Source organism: Parabacteroides faecis, assembly GCF_014647375.1.
Classification (GTDB): Bacteria; Bacteroidota; Bacteroidia; order Bacteroidales; family Tannerellaceae; genus Parabacteroides; species Parabacteroides faecis.
The window spans coordinates 343,657-360,354 of record NZ_BMPB01000007.1 but is presented as its reverse complement, the minus strand read 5'-3'; the positions used below and the strand labels follow the sequence as shown (position 1 = coordinate 360,354).

The following is a 16,698-nucleotide window of genomic DNA, read 5'->3' as shown; positions in this document are numbered from 1 at the left end:
CGTACTGTTCCCCTATCCCCACGAGTAGAAACAGCCTTTAATGAACGGCAGGTCTTCTGACTGACTCCTTAATTTCCGATACCTTCCCGGTGTCCTCCCTTTAAGGGGATGACCTCCAGTGGCAATTGTCTTTATCGGAAAGTAGAGCGGAGTTTTACAGCAGCGGGACTGTTCGGGATTTTCACCCGATTCCCTTTTAATCCGAATGGAAGGAAATCCATCCGGAACCAGTTCAAAAGCAAAGGTAGCAGAATTTGGGAATCCAATAGCATGGAATACGTTAAAAGAAATAGAGATGATGACCGATTTTTCGTAAGCGTCTATCCTATAATGTTATAACGGGTTTAAAATATATGAATGAGAAAAATTATGTTATTCATGTAATCAAACATCCTGATTTTTATGCTTTGGATGTTGAAATGTCATTCTGCTATTTTTCCTTCAGAATCTTTGCTTCATAAGTATCCGGTTCCGGTTCGCCGGTGAAATACGGAACTGTACAGAAGTTAAGTTAAGGATTATCTTTTTGGATACAAGTTTTCTAATAAGATGGAAAAATGATTGTCGGGCTGCGCTTGTCTGTACGGATAGGTGTAACGCTTTTTAGGACTAGGCATGGATAAAAAAAGGAAGGTGCACCTATATAAGTAGACACACCTTCCATGCAAGTATTATTGTTTATGCGGGTTAGGGTCGTGAATTTAATGTATATAATCGAACGTTATCTCTACAACGTTACGTCCTTTTTCGTTATTATCTAATGCGATTACGTTTCCTTTTTTCTGCTCTTTGATATGACCACGTAAGAAATAAGGATTAACGTTTCTGGAAGAAACCGGTTCTTTTTCTGTAAATGCGTAATAGAGTGTCACAGGTTGATTGCGGTGATAGCTTGAGATCACGTAACCCAGGAAACAGTGCTCGAAACTGTGTAAAGATGTCTTCCAGGCATGTATCTTAGGGTATTCCGGTGACGGTAGATTGGTTTTGGCATCTACCATGTGCCAGATTTCGCCATTCTGCTTGTCGACCATGTATTCGAACCAGTATTTATACGTATTGTTTGTAAACCGCAGATAAGAAGGGTCATTCAAGGAAAGTATAGCTGCAGCCTGATCGAGCTCGGCTAATCCCCACCATTCTTTGTCTTTGTCTAATGTACCGTCTGCATTGTAACGACGTGCCCATGAACCGTCTCCATCGATATATGCACGGTTTAAAATGACTTTGATCTTTTCGCGGGCAAAATTTACATAAGCAATATCGTCGGTGATTTTGCCGATCTCATAAATGACCCACATCGCTTTTACAGAGTGACCGAAGTCGGTATGATCTGTACCTAACTCTTTAGACAGGTCATTTGTGGCACTTCCCCAGAAAGTACCGTAACGTTCGCTGTAGAAATGGTTTATCATTACATTCGCCAGTTTTTTCAAGTCGGCTTTCCATTCTGTCTGGTAAGGTTCTGGCAGAGAGGGAGTGACCCAGAGCATATAAGCATACAACTGGTCCAGCTGGGAGACGATCTCTACATTGTCATTCCCTTCCGTTACTGATGTGGGTAGCCAGGTCAGAAAATCTTTACCTTCGTCAAAATAAGTATCGAAGATGTATTTACGCGCAGCAAGTAATGGTTTCAGAACCGCTTCGTCATGAGTCAGGTAGTAATAATAGCCTAATCCGGTTATTCCGTAAGCCAGATCCTGACTGTTACGTTTGTCGGCAGGGTCCATCCATTCGCCGGTATTGATATCTTGTTTGTTATACAAGCCGTTGTTTTCGTCCATTGCCTGTAGGATCGCCATTGCTCCCTGGCGGCATTTTTGCAGATAATCGGTATTTCCTGTCATATTATACGCAATGCCGTATGCGAAAGTCTGGCGTGAATGGGCACGGATATAGTTATATTGGGTTGCGTCTTCCACCAGCCCTTTCAGGTCGGCAACTTTCATCGCTTCCTTATATTCTGTCGGCCATTGTGCCGTATCTTGTGGAATGACCTGTCCGTCGTTGCTTCTGAACGTAGAGAAGAAGATACTTTTTCCTTCTGGTATATTCTTTCCGTTCCAGAATTTCATCAGGTCGTTCTCCAGATGTCCTATCCATAATTCCGGGTTATTACAGGGATCTTTTACCAGTGAATCTACATTATAAACATTTGTCCTCTTTTGTGGCAGTGTATTTGTTATTTCCACGATTTCAGTGGTCGAAACCTGTTTAGGAGAAGGGGTACAGGCTGCCAATAGAGTAGCAGCAGCCAATAGTAGAAATGTTTTTTGTTTCATTTTTGTTTCCTTGATTTTTATTTCACGCCGCAAAAGTAGAGGACTTCGACCGGATGACAAAAAATATTCCACAGACAGCATAAAACCCTGTTTGAACGACATAATTTGTTTTTTGATAGCTTCGGTTTACAAATTACAGGTTGAAACTTTCCTGAAAAACAGACCCACGTATATACTAAGAAAGCAGAAAGACTTCAATTCTTAATTGAAGTCTTTCTGCTTTCTTAGAGGTTCCTGGCGGATTCGAACCGCCGTACATGGTTTTGCAGACCACTGACTAAGCCACTCATCCAAGGAACCAATATTTATTTATCGATAATCTGTTACTCTTTTTAGAGGTTCCTGGCGGATTCGAACCGCCGTACACGGTTTTGCAGACCGCTGACTAAGCCACTCATCCAAGGAACCAATTTGTTTCAAATAACGTCTTATCGTTTTGCGAGTGCAAAGAAAAGGATTATGTTTGGATTATGCAAATCTTTTTCATTCTTTTTGCAGGCGTTGATAGTTGCAGAACTAAGGAAAAAGAAGTTACTTTGTCTTCTGTTAGTTATAAAAATGAAAGGATGAATTATATTGAGACAGAAATCCCGGGTGTATGGATTATTGAACCTAAGGTTTTTAATGATGCACGGGGATATTTTATGGAAGCTTGGAAGAAAGAAGAGTTCGAGCAACATATCGGTAAAATAAATTTTATTCAGGATAATGAATCCTGTTCTTCAAGGGGAGTACTTCGTGGATTACATTACCAGTTGGCTCCTTATTCGCAGTCGAAGTTGGTACGGGTGATCACCGGACGTGTTCTGGATGTAGCGGTGGATATCCGTGTCGGTTCTCCGACATTCGGAAAATATGTAGCTGTCGAACTTTCAGCAGAGAATAAACGTCAATTCTTTATTCCCCAGGGATTTGCTCATGGATTTCATGTCTTGAGCGACGAAGCTGTATTTACTTATAAAGTAGATAATCTTTACATGCCGAGTCATGAAAGGGGACTTCATTTTGATGATCCTTCGATTGGGGTCGATTGGAGGATTTCCGACACGGAATCTCTAACTTTATCAGAGAAAGATACAAAAGCGCCTCTCTTAAGTGAGGCAGAATATAATTTTACATATAAATAATACGGACGATGAAGACTTATCTGGTTACGGGTGCCGCTGGTTTTATTGGTGCCAACTTTATCAAATATATGCTGGCAGAGCATCAGGATATAAAGATTGTAGTTCTCGACTTGCTTACTTATGCAGGTAATCTGGGTACAATAGCAGGAGATATCGATGGCAAACGTTGTGAGTTTGTAAAGGGGGATATCTGTGACCGTACGCTGGTTGATGAACTTTTTGCAAAGTATAATTTCGATTATGTAGTCAATTTTGCTGCAGAAAGCCATGTAGATCGTAGTATTGAAAATCCGCAGTTGTTCCTAGTGACGAATATTCTGGGAACACAAAACCTGCTGGACGCTGCGCGCAAAGCCTGGGTGACGGGAAAAGAGGAGACCGGTTATCCGCAGTGGCGTGAAGGTGTTCGTTTCCATCAGGTATCGACGGATGAGGTGTATGGCAGTCTTGGTGCAGAAGGTTATTTCCATGAAACGACTCCGCTGGATCCAAGAAGTCCGTATAGCGCTTCCAAGACCAGTGCCGATTTGTTTGTAAAGGCATATTCCGATACTTATAAAATGCCGGTAAGTATTACCCGTTGTTCCAACAACTATGGTCCCTATCATTTCCCGGAAAAACTGATTCCGCTTATTATCAAAAATATCCTGGAAGGAAAATCTTTGCCTGTGTATGGTGACGGTACCAATGTTCGGGACTGGTTGTATGTGGAAGATCATTGTAAAGCTATCGATGCGGTTATTCATCGCGGTCGGGTAGGAGAAGTATATAATGTTGGCGGACATAACGAAAAGCAGAATATCGAGATTGTTAAACTGACCATTCAGACGATTCGTCAGTTGATGACTGAACACCCCGAATATCGTCAGGTATTGAAGAAGAAAGAGATCGGTCCTGACGGAGAGATTAGGATCGACTGGATCAACGAAAGCCTGATCACTTTTGTGAAAGACCGCCTCGGACATGACCAGCGTTATGCTATCGATCCAACAAAGATCTCGGAAGAACTCGGCTGGACACCTGAAACCAGTTTTGAAGTCGGTATTGTCAAAACAATCCGCTGGTATCTGGAAAACCAGCAATGGGTGGAAGAGATTACCGGTGGTGACTATATGAAATATTACGACCGGATGTACTCCGGCCGTGAGTTATAAAACACTGGCTTCTCCATCCGGAGGAGTCGCTGAATGATTTGAGGAGAGGCTGCTCACCAATTCGGGAGCAGTCTCTTTTATTTGATTGCGTATCGATTCCCGTATCTCTTTCCGGATGTTTGTCCGTGTGCTATCCAGTTCGGCTTCTTTAGCCGGTTTGAATAAATCTTTGTAACGGCATTTTACGATCTTGTATTTAAAATCGTCCAGGTTGCCGGTGATGTCTATTCCCAGTTTGAAAGGAACGGGCGACTTGAGTACGGATAAATGATAGTTGAATGTCATGTCCAGGTTATGTGTTCCTCCGACTGCCACTTTATATCTGTCCATTTCGACCAGAAAGGGGAATACTTCGATTTTATTGTCTTTGATGGCAAGGTCGACAGAGATACTGTCTATGACATTCCGTTTCTTATTTTTGAACATAAGCGTCTTGGATATTTCCGTAAAAGTCTCGCCATCGAGCAGTACCATATTTTCTCCATGCAGATAGCAGGCTGAATTTAAAGAAGGGAGATCGAGTGACATTACCGAATCCATTTTACAAGTAGCTGTTATCTGGCAGTCGACTACCCCCTCAAAAGAACGTAACATAGGGACCAGGGTATCGATGGCAGGATATAACCCGATCAGTTTCTCGACCATCACATTTTCCATATCAATATCGAAACCGGCAGAAGCGCCGCTCTCATCTTTAGCTGTGTAGAACATGGTCATATGTCCACGACCGATATTCGAATCCATCTTGAGGTTACTGAGGTTGATGCTTTGATCACGGATGATCACTTCACCGAGAACGTTACTAAGTTCGACATCTTTGAAATCTATCTTTTTTGCATCTGTGTGAAGCGTCATATCCAGATAGGCTGGGATAACGAATACGCGGTCTGTTGTGTCTAACGTTGCTGTAGCAATGGAATCCTGTAATGCATGGGTATCCATTGTGACTAGATTTTCTTCGTCAATAACTGACTGGTCGGTAGTTGCGGAATGTAGCTCTGTATATTGCATGCCTGAGTTCATCGCTTTCATTAGCTGGTTGCAGTCGATATAGTCGGATGTCAGGGAGAAGTTTCCTTGTAATTTCCCTCCGCGTAACATCGCCTGGCGAATACGTTTTATTTCTCCGTTCAGCATGAAATCGCTTTTACCCAGATGCAGGTGAGCATTGGTAAGGGTAATATCGTTGGTATTGAACTTCATGGTGGTTTGGTCCATTTTCATGGGAACGGGTAAAAGACGGCTGAATCCGCGCATTTTGTTGAAAGAAAGACTGCCACGGACTTCCCAACGGCGTAATAACTGTGTCGTTACATCAGTCGTGTCTGTCTGTGTCTGGTCAGGTGTTCTTGGACGGCGCGTACGTGTCGCTCTTGCGGTTGTGGTATGGGTAGTCGTATCGGTCCGTGCCAGCCAGCGTTGACGCATTGCATCGCGGTAGGGGAGTGCTTCTATATTAAATGTATTTCCGGAAAGGATCATTCCGGTACGCATCGGTAGAATGAAATAACGAAGGGTATCGACTGAGATGGTAGCACCGGCAGTCGGTATACGTTTGTTGGATGCGGATGATTTGATCCCTCCTTTCATGACTGTTTGTCCGGCAACCAGCCATACGGAATCGGGGAGGCGGGTACGCAGATAGTCAAATTTCAGTTGAGCAGTCATCGGGATAACAGCCGTCGTATCTATGACAGGAGATGTTTTTGCCTGTATAGTCAATCGGCTGATGTTTGTGCTGATTGCATCCTGGTATTTGATGTTCAGGCTATCGACCGATAAAGTCGTGCTTAACAAATCTTTATTTTCCAGATAAGAACTGCTTAGCTGTGTCGAGTCGACCGAGAAACCGGCATTAGTAATAAAGACATCCATTCCTAACGGCTTGCTATAGGCTTTCAACGTATCAATATTCAAACGACCGGATGCATGTACCTTCCCGTATTGGCTGTTCAGTAGATCGTCGACATTGAATGAGGCGGAAAGGTCGGCATCCATAGTTCCCTGAAGGAGCAATGTGTCCGGGTTCAGAAACTCTTTTGCCAGTCGTGTAAAATCGATCTTCCCTTTTATATTCGCATCTATATTGGGGGACGTCAGCAGGTTGGTGACTTTTCCGCTCATGTCCAGGGAGGTTGTCAGACCTTTTAATGTCAGCTGTTCCAATGACATGAAAGAAGAGTCGGGATACATACCGTTCAGGTGAAGATCCATATCCATCTGTATGGTGTCGATCCCTTGTTTGAGACCTTTGACGTGATAGGAGCCATTCTCTATTTTGCAGCATAGGTTTACAGAGGGCACAATGCTGTCGCCCAGGTAACCATGTATGTTGCCTTCCACAACGATTGCCCCTTTTGCCAGTGTTTTTTCTCTGTTCTGAAAATAAGCATCGGGAATGAATTTCAGCAAATCGTTCATATCGGATACTTTGAGTCCTACCTCCATGTCTATTTTAGTCTGTTTTAGCGGAGGTACACTGCTGACAGAGCCGTTAGCGGTAAAAGGGAGGTCGTTTACCAGCAGTTCGGCATCGTTCAATGTGATTGTATTGAAGTTGTCAGAAAGTAAGAGCTGGCTTTTTAGTTTTAATGCCAGTTTGTTTTCCAATGTATAAGTCGGGCTGCTGAACAGGATGGAGGTAGAACCTGTTTCAATATCCAGTTTATTTTTTCCGTTGGTTAGCGAGCCGTCGAGATTGAGGAAAAAGCCGTTGATTTCGGCAAATAAATCTGCTTCATGGTCGTCGTAAGTGAAACGGCCGTTTGAGATACGGACTTTTTGCAGGTCAATAGGAGGCAACGGTTTTTTGTCGGTCTCGGCAGAATCCGTTTTGCTGGAATAAATATCCCAGTTAGCCGCTCCTTTTTTATTGACATATCCATAGAAGCGGGGTTCATCAATGCTGATCTCGCCTATGGTTATTTTGCCGCCGAAAAGGTAGTCGGTCGGTCGGAGGGAGATGACAGCCGTTTTGAATGCAAGTAACGAATCGGAGGAGATAGCCAGTTTTTCTTTATGTGCTGTAGAGTCTTCTGCTGCATGTGAGATCAGATGACCGTTCGTAAGCCGGATGCCCAGATGCGGGTATGTTTCGAAATAAGTCAGTTCGATCCGTTCGCAATCCAGGTGGGCATCGAGAAATTTATTAGTCTGTTCGATGACAAGCGGGGTCAGTTTCTCCGGTGGGAGGACACCCCAATTCAGAATGCTGAACCCGATACCCGGAAGGATAAAGAACAGGGTAACGGCGATAACGATAATGGTTGTAACTAATTTTTTATTGATCTTCATATTGTCTTCATGTATTGGTCATACAAAAGTATGTAAATAAACCCATATCTTTGTACCTGATAAGTTTATTTAAAAGAATATAGGAATATGGATTTTCGTCTGAAGGTATTTTACAGCGTAGCGACTAACCTGAGCTTTACGAAAGCGTCAAAAGAGTTGTATATAAGTCAACCTGCTATAAGTAAGCATATTCATGAGTTGGAAATGCAATATAAGATGCCTCTGTTCGACCGTACAGGCAGCCGTATCATGTTGACGCGGGCCGGAGAACTGTTGTTGTCGCATACCAATACGCTGCTTGCCGCTTACCGGCAACTGGACTTCGAGATGAATCTGCTGACCGATAATATATGTGGCGACCTGCGCCTGGGGGCCAGTACTACGATCGCCCAATATGTTTTACCACCTATATTATCTACTTTTATCAGGAAGTTCCCCGATATTCGTGCTTCTTTACTGAACGGTAACAGCCATGATATTGAAAAGGCTTTGTGTGAGGGTAAAATCACTTTGGGGCTGGTGGAAGGAAATGCCCGCCAAAGTTCTCTTCATTATACGCCTTTTATGAAAGACGAATTGGTTGTTATTACACATACCGGTAGTAAACTGGCTCATTTTGAAGAACTGTCGCTGGAACAGCTTTGTACACTTCCGCTGGTGCTCAGGGAAAATGGTTCCGGAACATTGGCGGTTTTGGAATCAACGCTTGCCGAACATCAGATCAAATTATCGCAGTTAAATGTGCTGATGCAGTTAGGGAGTACCGAAAGTATCAAGTTATTTCTTGAAAACTCGGATGCTTTGGCTATCGTATCGGTGCGTGCCGTTACCCGCGAGTTGATGTCAGGTACCTTGAAAGTGATCGATATCACGAATTTTTCTGCCGAACGTATGTTCTCCTTTGTACAATTGCAGGGGCAAAGCGGAGGGTTGGAAGAAAGTTTTATCCGGTATATGCAGGCATATAAATGATATCAGATATGGATGCCGTAATCATGTTTCACTTCATCCATCACAAAAGTACTTTCCAGCGATCCGAGACTGTCGATTGTCCCCAGAACGTTCAGGATAAACTCCTGATAGTATTTCATATTGGGAGCATGTATCTTTAGCAGGTAATCGTAACTGCCCGATATGTTGTAACATTCGGTTACCTCAGGAATATCTTGTATGACTCGTGTGAAATCGGTCGCTATCTCTTTGTTGAGCTTACTGAGTTTGACCCGGCAAAAGACGACAAAACCCAGATTCAGTTTTTCTGCATCCAATACGGCAATATACTTCTTTATATACCCTCCGTTCTCCAGGCGTCTGAGGCGTTCGAAGACGGGTGTCGACGAAAGGTTTACCCGGGCGGCAAGCTCTTTGGTCGTTAGTCGTGCATTTTCTTGTAGCGTACGGAGGATTTGTAAATCCTTTTTATCTAAAGTCTCCATAGAATAAAATTCTTTTATCTGATCTTTTTTAACTGTTGTCTGGTTCGTTTATTCTGTATGATACTGCAAAAATAGGGTTATTTTCTGTATTTATGATATTTCTTGTTTGATATTTCCGTGTATGATAACTTTGCTGGAAAATAATTCGATAATAAATCAAACTGAAAAGAATAAGATCATGGCAAAAAGAGAATTACATTTCGAGACATTACAGCTTCATGTAGGGCAGGAACAGGCCGATCCGGCAACAGATTCACGTGCAGTGCCCATTTATCAGACAACTTCTTATGTATTCCATAACTCGGCACATGCCGCTGCACGTTTCGGTTTGCAGGATCCGGGTAATATATACGGACGTCTGACCAATTCGACACAAGGTGTTTTCGAGCAACGTGTAGCCGCTCTTGAAGGGGGGGTGGCCGGGTTGGCTGTAGCTTCCGGTGCGGCTGCTATTACATATGCATTTGAAAACATTGCCCGTGCCGGTGACCATATTGTCGCTGCTAAAACTATTTATGGGGGAAGTTATAATTTGTTGGCACATACGTTGCCTACTTATGGAATAACTGCAACTTTTGTCGATCCTGCCGATCTGTCGAATTTCGAGAAAGCTATTCAACCGAATACGAAGGCTATTTTCATCGAGACTCTCGGAAATCCGAATTCCAATATTATAGATATAGAAGTTGTTGCTGATATCGCTCATCGTCATCAAATCCCTTTGATCGTCGATAATACTTTCGGTACTCCTTATCTGATCCGCCCGATCGAGTACGGTGCTGATATTGTGGTACATTCTGCAACTAAGTTTATAGGTGGTCACGGAACATCGTTAGGTGGTGTGATTGTTGATTCCGGTAAATTCGACTGGGTTGCCTCCGGTAAGTTCCCGCAACTGACGGAACCGGATCCGAGTTATCATGGTGTACGTTTCGTCGATGCAGCAGGTCCGGCGGCGTATGTGACCCGTATTCGCGCCATCTTACTGCGTGATACAGGGGCTTGCATCAGTCCTTTCAATGCATTCATTTTATTACAAGGACTGGAAACGCTTTCATTACGTGTGGAACGTCATGTGGAAAATGCCCTGAAGGTTGTGAATTTTCTGAAAGACCATCCGAGAGTGAAAAAAGTGAATCATCCGTCATTGCCGGATCATCCCGACCATGCTTTATACAAGCGGTATTTCCCGAAAGGTGGCAGTTCTATTTTTACCTTTGAAATAAAGGGAGGACAAGAGGAAGCGCACCGTTTCATCGACAGCCTGGAGATTTTCTCTTTGTTGGCAAACGTTGCCGATGTTAAATCCCTTGTTATTCATCCGGCAAGTACGACACACTCGCAACTTAGTGCCGAAGAACTTGCCGATCAGGAAATCTATCCGGGAACAGTTCGTTTATCGATCGGAACGGAGCATATAGATGATTTGCTTGCAGATCTGGAGGAAGCGCTTGCTAAAATCTGAACAATTGGAAAGAGGGGAATGTTATAACTTCAAGTTATCAGCTATTCCATAATGTGATTGGTGCGATATCTTTTTTAAGTCTACCTTTGCGCCATCAAAAATAAAGGATAACTAAGATATTATAGTAATGAATACAATTGAACAAGTACTTACGAAGTATAACAAATCTCTTTTCATTCTTCTTTTTATTTTTTGTCTGATGCCTTTTGTTTCACCTGCAGTTGCCCTGTTCCTGGGGCTTGCGCTGGGAATGACAGCCGGACAACCTTTCCCGAAATTCAGTAAGAAGACTTCTAAATATTTATTGCAGTTCTCTGTCGTTGGTCTGGGATTCGGAATGAATCTGCATGAATCGCTGAGAACGGGAAAAGAAGGGATGCTTTTCACTGTCGTGTCGGTTGTTGCAGTTTTGGCGTTAGGTATGTATCTGGGTAAAAGGTTGATGATGGATCGTAAAACGGCCTATCTGATCTCTGCCGGGACTGCTATTTGCGGAGGAAGTGCTATTGCAGCCGTTGCACCGGTAGTGAAAGCCAATGATAACGAGATGTCGATGTCGTTAGGGACTATTTTTATTCTAAATGCGATTGCGTTGTTTATCTTTCCGCCTATCGGTCATTTACTGGGATTAAGCCAGGAACAGTTTGGTATGTGGGCGGCTATTGCCATACATGATACAAGCTCGGTGGTAGGAGCCGGTGCCGCTTATGGTGAACAAGCGCTTGAAATAGCAACGATGGTTAAGTTGACGCGGGCGTTATGGATCATTCCTGTGACAATTGCTACTATGTTTATTTTTAAACAGAAAGGTGCGAAGATCAGTATCCCCTGGTTTATCTTTTTCTTTATTTTGGCTATGGTGGCAAATACCTTCCTGACAATTCCTGAAACGATAACGAGTTCGTTAGTCTGGTTGGCAAAGAAAGGGTTGACAGTTACTCTGTTTCTGATCGGGGCGGGGCTATCGAGAAAAGTAATTAAGCAGGTCGGAGTTCGTCCGATGGTTCAGGGAGTTATTCTTTGGGTATTTATCGGATTGATCAGTTTAGGGGTAATAATGTTGGTTTAATTGTTTTTTATTACCTTTGCCCCTCAAAAGTTGACAGTTGACAGTTGATGATTGACAGTAAGAAATGGTTACGACCTGCCGGCTGTTATTTATCAACTGTCAACTGTCAGTTGTCAACTGATTAAATATTATGGCTTCAAAAGTAACAAAAGGCATTATAATTTCGTTTTGGGTGCTGTTCGTTGCAGTAGTAGGGACTGTGTTCCTGTTGTTTACAGCTATTGCAAATGGTTCGATCGGGTATATGCCCCGTGTGGAACAGCTGGAAAATCCTATCGACAAGTTCGCTTCCCAGATCATTTCTGCAGATGGAAAAACGTTGGGTAGTTATGCGCATAGTCAGGATAACCGTATTATGGCAAATTACAAAGACCTTTCGCCCGACCTGGTGAAAGCCCTGATCGCTACTGAAGATATCCGTTTTGCAGAGCATAGCGGTATCGATGCGCAGGGATTGTTCCGTGCTGTTGTGAAACGTGGTCTCCTGATGCAGAAGAGTGGTGGAGGCGGTAGTACCATCACCCAGCAGTTAGCTAAGCAGCTTTTTTCACCAAGTGCTGACAATTTTATGGAACGTCTGTTCCAGAAGCCGATCGAATGGGTAATAGCCGTTCAGTTGGAACGTAATTATACGAAGGAAGAGATCGTCAGCATGTATCTGAATAAATTTGACTTCCTGTATAATGCGGTTGGTATTCAATCGGCTGCACGTGTCTATTTTGGAACGACTCCTAAGAATCTGAAAATAGAAGAAGCCGCGACACTGGTTGGAATGTGTAAAAACCCTTCTTATTTCAATCCGAAGCGTCAGAATGAACGTACACGCGGACGCCGTAATACAGTGCTGGAACAAATGGAAAAGGCTGGTTATATATCACGTGCCGAATGTGATTCGTTAAAGGCATTGCCGTTGACTCTTCGTTTCAGCCGTATGGATCACAAGGATGGTCCGGCTCCTTACTTCCGTGAATATCTGCGTATTCTGATGACTCGCAATAAACCGGATCGTAGTGAGTATAGAGGATGGCAGAAACAGCAATTTTATGAAGATTCTCTGGCTTGGGAAACCAATCCGCTGTATGGCTGGTGTAACAAGAATAAGAAAGCTGTGGACGGTAAGTATTATAATCTCTATACGGATGGTTTGAAAATATATACAACGATCGATTCCCGTATGCAGCAGTATGCGGAAGAAGCCGTTCGCGAACATTTCAGTAAAGATTTGCAACCTGCTTTCTTCCAGGCTAACAAAAAGAAGAAACAGGCTCCTTTCTCCATAGACCTTCGTCCGGGTGAAGTTGATACCATTATGATGCGTGCTATGCATCAGACCGATCGTTACCGGGCCATGAAAAAGGCAGGAGAGAAGGAGGATGAGATACGTAAAGTGTTCAATACACCTGTTGATATGCGTGTGTTTTCATGGAGCGGACCGATCGATACGATTATGTCGCCGATGGATTCTATCCGTTACCATAAAAGTTTCCTGCGTACTGGTTTTATGTCGATGGACCCGCGTACCGGTTATGTAAAAGCCTATGTAGGTGGTATCGATTATAATGACTTTCAGTATGATATGGTGAATGGCGGACGTCGTCAGATTGGTTCGACCATTAAGCCATTCCTTTATTCGCTGGCTATGATTGAGGGGTTCAGCCCGTGTGATGAAATGTTGCATGTGCAAAATACCTATTTTGATGAGAATGGTATCCCCTGGTCTCCACGTAATGCCAGTGCTAAACGGGTTGGTGAACAGGTCTCTATTCAATGGGGCTTACAGAATTCGGATAACTGGGTGACGGCATGGTTGATGAGCCAGATGTCTCCTTATACCTTCGTGCGCTTGCTTCACTCTTTTGGTTTAAAGAATCAGATGGACCCCGTGATTTCGATTTGTCTCGGTACACCGGACGTCTCGGTCAGTGAGATGGTAAGCGGATATTCCGTCTTTGCCAATAAAGGTATTCGTTCGGAGCCGATCTATGTGACCCGTATCGAGGACTCCTATGGAAACACGATCGCCAGCTTTAATTCTCAGATGAGCGAGGTGTTGACGGAAGATGCTTCTTATAAAATGCTTCATATGTTGAAGAATGTGATCGATGGGGGGACAGGCGGCCGTATCCGTTTCCGTTATGGGATCAAGGCACCTATGGGCGGTAAGACCGGTACGACGCAAAACAACTCCGACGGTTGGTTCATGGCTTTTACACCCAGCCTGGTTTCGGGATGTTGGGTCGGTGGCGAAGAACGTTCTATCCATTTCGATCGTTTATCGGAAGGGCAGGGAGCGAGTATGGCGTTGCCTATCTATGGTTTGTTCATGCAGAAAGTCTATGCCGACAAAACGCTAGGTTATTCGGAAGAGGAAGATTTTGATGTTCCTGAGCAATATGCCGATCCTTGTAAAACAGCGACAGAGGAAGAACGCAAGAGTATTCCGACAGATGTCGGTGGCATCGATAAAATGTTTGAATAGCAGACCGGATTACTTGAAATACAACTCCCGCAAATCTAAATTATTTATTAGATTTGCGGGAGTTCCTTTTTTAGGATAAACTGAACTTATTCCTAAGGAAAGTGGTTTACTGATTATAAAGTGATATAACATGAATTTCAGACACAAATATGTATTGGCAATCGATCAGGGAACGACAACTTCCCGGGCCATCCTGTTTAATCGTCAGGGACAGGTCATCACACTCTCCCAGAAAACATTCCAGCAGTACTTTCCTAAGCCGGGCTGGGTGGAGCACGATCCGAACGAAATCTGGTATACACAATCGCTTGCGATCAAGGAGGCGATGGCAAAAGCCGACGTAACGGATACCCATATTGCCTGTATAGGCATTGCCAACCAACGAGAGACAACGATCGTCTGGGATCGTGAGACGGGTTTTCCTGTCTACAATGCGATCGTGTGGCAGGATCGTCGTACGGCTGATTATTGTGAGGAGCTGAAGGCGGAAGGTTATTCCGATTTTATCCAGCAAAAGACAGGATTGGTGATAGATGCTTACTTTTCGGCAACCAAAGTCAAGTGGATACTGGATCATGTAAAAGGTATTCGTGAACGGGCGGAGCGGGGAGAACTTTGTTTCGGAACGGTCGATTCCTGGCTGGTCTGGAAACTGACGCGGGGATCGCAGTTCATAACCGATGTTACGAATGCTTCCCGGACCATGTTATTTAATATAAATACCTTGCAGTGGGATCAGGAGTTGCTCGATCTGTTCACGATCCCGTCTTCCATGCTGCCGGAGGTTAAGAGCAGCAGCGAGGTGTATTGCGAGACATCTACACCGATATTTAAGACCGGTATTCCGGTTTCCGGAATGGCGGGCGACCAGCAGGCGGCTTTGTTCGGCCAGTTATGCCTGGAAGAAGGAATGATGAAGACGACCTACGGGACCGGTTGTTTTATGATCGTAAATATCGGAGACAAGCCGGTACTTTCACAGAATAACCTGTTGACGACGATTGCCTGGAAGTTAGGCGATAAGGTAACGTATGCACTTGAAGGAAGCGTGTTTGTCGGTGGTGCAGCTATCCAGTGGCTTCGTGACGGTATCGGGTTGATCCCGAATGCCCCGGTGACGGAACAGATGGCAAAATCGGTTCCCGACAACGGCGGTGTCTATTTTGTTCCGGCGTTAACCGGTTTGGGAGCCCCTTACTGGGACCAGTATGCACGTGGTGCGATCATAGGCATAACCCGGGGTACGACGGCAGCGCATCTGACACGTGCAGCTTTGGAAGGTATTTGCTATCAGGTGTACGACGTCCTGATCGCGATGGAGAATGATATTCATGCCAAACCAAAGGAGATCCGTGTGGATGGCGGTGCGATTGCGAATAATTTCCTGATGCAGTTCCAGGCAGATATCAGCCGGTGTCCCGTGGTGCGTCCCTGCATCATTGAAACAACGGCTTTAGGAGCCGCTTATCTCGCGGGACTGGCTGTGAACTATTGGAAAGATATGGATGAACTGAAAGAACAATGGTCGCTTGATACTATATTTACCGCCAAGATGAAGCCTGAAACAGCTCTGGCTTTGCTGACAGACTGGCATAAGGCTGTTGGCCGGACGATGAATTGGGCGATGGACAGCGAAATATAAAAGAGATGACACCTTTTTTTGCAGAATTTATAGGGACGATGTTGCTTCTCCTGATGGGAGGAGGCGTGGTTGCCAATGTTTGCCTGGCGAAGACCAAAGGGTATGGTGCCGGGTGGCTGGCTATCACTACAGCCTGGGCGTTAGGTGTCTTTATCGGGGTCGTTGTGGCAGGACCTTATAGCGGTGCCCATCTGAACCCTGCCGTTTCGATCGGTTTGGCGATCGGGGGTACTTTTCCGTGGAGCGAAGTGCCTGTTTATATCCTTGCGCAGTTTTTGGGGGCAGCGGCCGGAGCTTTGATTGTCTGGCTCGTTTATAAAGATCATTTTGATGCGACGGATGATCAGGGAATAAAACTGGGGGTCTTCTGTACGAATCCGGCTATTAGTAATCCGCTGATCAATTTCCTGACGGAGATGGTGGGAGCATTCGTCCTGATGTTTGTCGTTTTCTATATAACGGATGGAGAGCTGACCTACGACAGTAACAGTACTTTACCTATAGGACTGGGGTCGGTGGGAGCTATTCCGGTTGCTTTTACCGTTTGGGTGATCGGCCTTTCGTTAGGTGGCCCGACGGGATACGCCATTAATCCGGCACGTGACCTGGCTCCCCGTTTTATGCACATGATTCTCCCGATCAAAGCAAAAGGAAGCAGCCACTGGGAATATGCCTGGATCCCCGGAATTGCACCGCTTGTAGGATCTGCCCTGGCTGCGATGCTTTATTATGTGCTGAAATAGAGTA

General features: G+C 44.4%; 11 protein-coding genes, 2 tRNA genes and 1 riboswitch. Of the genes, 8 read left to right on the top strand and 5 right to left on the bottom strand.

The window, feature by feature from the left end:
- Positions 1 to 29 precede the first annotated feature (29 nt).
- A riboswitch (cobalamin riboswitch) is annotated at positions 30 to 247 on the bottom strand.
- Between the two features lie 454 nt (positions 248 to 701).
- The 3 genes from IEY67_RS12055 to IEY67_RS12045 form a co-directional block, all read right to left on the bottom strand.
- A complete protein-coding gene (locus IEY67_RS12055; protein ID WP_183671377.1) occupies positions 702 to 2,285 on the bottom strand; it encodes an AGE family epimerase/isomerase in 1,584 nt (527 codons plus the stop codon).
- 228 nt (positions 2,286 to 2,513) lie between these two features.
- Positions 2,514 to 2,585: transfer RNA gene (locus IEY67_RS12050), tRNA-Cys, on the bottom strand.
- A 36-nt stretch (positions 2,586 to 2,621) separates the two neighbouring features.
- Positions 2,622 to 2,693, bottom strand: a tRNA-Cys gene (locus tag IEY67_RS12045).
- 158 nt (positions 2,694 to 2,851) lie between these two features.
- On the opposite strand from IEY67_RS12045, the gene rfbC reads away from it, so the two are divergent.
- Together rfbC and rfbB are read left to right on the top strand one after the other, a co-directional pair.
- On the top strand, positions 2,852 to 3,412 hold the full coding sequence (gene rfbC, locus IEY67_RS12040) for a dTDP-4-dehydrorhamnose 3,5-epimerase (RefSeq protein WP_183671378.1): 561 nt from the start codon (positions 2,852 to 2,854) through the stop codon (positions 3,410 to 3,412).
- An 8-nt stretch (positions 3,413 to 3,420) separates the two neighbouring features.
- Complete coding sequence (rfbB, locus tag IEY67_RS12035; protein WP_183671379.1) at positions 3,421 to 4,566, top strand: dTDP-glucose 4,6-dehydratase; 1,146 nt, start codon at positions 3,421 to 3,423, stop codon at positions 4,564 to 4,566.
- On the opposite strand, the gene IEY67_RS12030 is transcribed toward rfbB, so the two are convergent.
- Entirely contained in the window at positions 4,561 to 7,860 is a 3,300-nt protein-coding gene (locus tag IEY67_RS12030) for an AsmA-like C-terminal region-containing protein (RefSeq protein ID WP_183671380.1), read from the bottom strand. The genes rfbB and IEY67_RS12030 overlap by 6 nt on opposite strands.
- An 87-nt stretch (positions 7,861 to 7,947) precedes the next feature.
- On the opposite strand from IEY67_RS12030, the gene IEY67_RS12025 reads away from it, so the two are divergent.
- Positions 7,948 to 8,832 carry a LysR family transcriptional regulator gene (locus IEY67_RS12025; RefSeq protein ID WP_122351606.1) on the top strand — a complete coding sequence of 295 codons (885 nt, stop codon included), beginning with the start codon at positions 7,948 to 7,950 and terminating at the stop codon, positions 8,830 to 8,832.
- Between the two features lie 2 nt (positions 8,833 to 8,834).
- Here the strand turns inward: IEY67_RS12025 and IEY67_RS12020 are convergent, their stop codons facing one another.
- Positions 8,835 to 9,296, bottom strand: coding sequence for an Lrp/AsnC family transcriptional regulator (locus IEY67_RS12020; RefSeq protein WP_122351605.1), 462 nt, complete (start codon positions 9,294 to 9,296; stop codon positions 8,835 to 8,837).
- Positions 9,297 to 9,474: 178 nt separating this feature from the next.
- Here IEY67_RS12020 and IEY67_RS12015 point away from each other — a divergent pair, with 178 nt between their 5' ends.
- From IEY67_RS12015 to IEY67_RS11995, 5 genes are all read left to right on the top strand, one after another.
- A complete protein-coding gene (locus IEY67_RS12015) occupies positions 9,475 to 10,761 on the top strand; it encodes an O-acetylhomoserine aminocarboxypropyltransferase/cysteine synthase family protein (RefSeq protein ID WP_122374473.1) in 1,287 nt (428 codons plus the stop codon).
- 127 nt (positions 10,762 to 10,888) lie between these two features.
- Complete coding sequence (locus tag IEY67_RS12010) at positions 10,889 to 11,830, top strand: YeiH family protein (protein ID WP_122374472.1); 942 nt, start codon at positions 10,889 to 10,891, stop codon at positions 11,828 to 11,830.
- Between the two features lie 130 nt (positions 11,831 to 11,960).
- Positions 11,961 to 14,309 (top strand): transglycosylase domain-containing protein, encoded by a 2,349-nt coding sequence (locus tag IEY67_RS12005; RefSeq protein ID WP_122351602.1) that lies wholly within the window; start codon positions 11,961 to 11,963, stop codon positions 14,307 to 14,309.
- Positions 14,310 to 14,439: 130 nt separating this feature from the next.
- Positions 14,440 to 15,951 carry a glycerol kinase GlpK gene (glpK, locus tag IEY67_RS12000; RefSeq protein WP_183671381.1) on the top strand — a complete coding sequence of 504 codons (1,512 nt, stop codon included), beginning with the start codon at positions 14,440 to 14,442 and terminating at the stop codon, positions 15,949 to 15,951.
- A 5-nt stretch (positions 15,952 to 15,956) separates the two neighbouring features.
- Entirely contained in the window at positions 15,957 to 16,694 is a 738-nt protein-coding gene (locus IEY67_RS11995; RefSeq protein WP_122374469.1) for an MIP/aquaporin family protein, read from the top strand.
- Positions 16,695 to 16,698 lie beyond the last annotated feature (4 nt).

Excerpts from the sequence above, each read along its gene's own strand:
- IEY67_RS12055 (WP_183671377.1), bottom strand. The coding sequence starts at position 2,285 with ATGAAACAAAAAACATTTCTACTATTGGCTGCTGCTACTCTATTGGCA.
- rfbC (WP_183671378.1), top strand. The coding sequence starts at position 2,852 with ATGAATTATATTGAGACAGAAATCCCGGGTGTATGGATTATTGAACCT.
- rfbB (WP_183671379.1), top strand. The coding sequence starts at position 3,421 with ATGAAGACTTATCTGGTTACGGGTGCCGCTGGTTTTATTGGTGCCAAC.
- IEY67_RS12030 (WP_183671380.1), bottom strand. The coding sequence starts at position 7,860 with ATGAAGATCAATAAAAAATTAGTTACAACCATTATCGTTATCGCCGTT.
- IEY67_RS12025 (WP_122351606.1), top strand. The coding sequence starts at position 7,948 with ATGGATTTTCGTCTGAAGGTATTTTACAGCGTAGCGACTAACCTGAGC.
- IEY67_RS12020 (WP_122351605.1), bottom strand. The coding sequence starts at position 9,296 with ATGGAGACTTTAGATAAAAAGGATTTACAAATCCTCCGTACGCTACAA.
- IEY67_RS12015 (WP_122374473.1), top strand. The coding sequence starts at position 9,475 with ATGGCAAAAAGAGAATTACATTTCGAGACATTACAGCTTCATGTAGGG.
- IEY67_RS12010 (WP_122374472.1), top strand. The coding sequence starts at position 10,889 with ATGAATACAATTGAACAAGTACTTACGAAGTATAACAAATCTCTTTTC.
- IEY67_RS12005 (WP_122351602.1), top strand. The coding sequence starts at position 11,961 with ATGGCTTCAAAAGTAACAAAAGGCATTATAATTTCGTTTTGGGTGCTG.
- glpK (WP_183671381.1), top strand. The coding sequence starts at position 14,440 with ATGAATTTCAGACACAAATATGTATTGGCAATCGATCAGGGAACGACA.
- IEY67_RS11995 (WP_122374469.1), top strand. The coding sequence starts at position 15,957 with ATGACACCTTTTTTTGCAGAATTTATAGGGACGATGTTGCTTCTCCTG.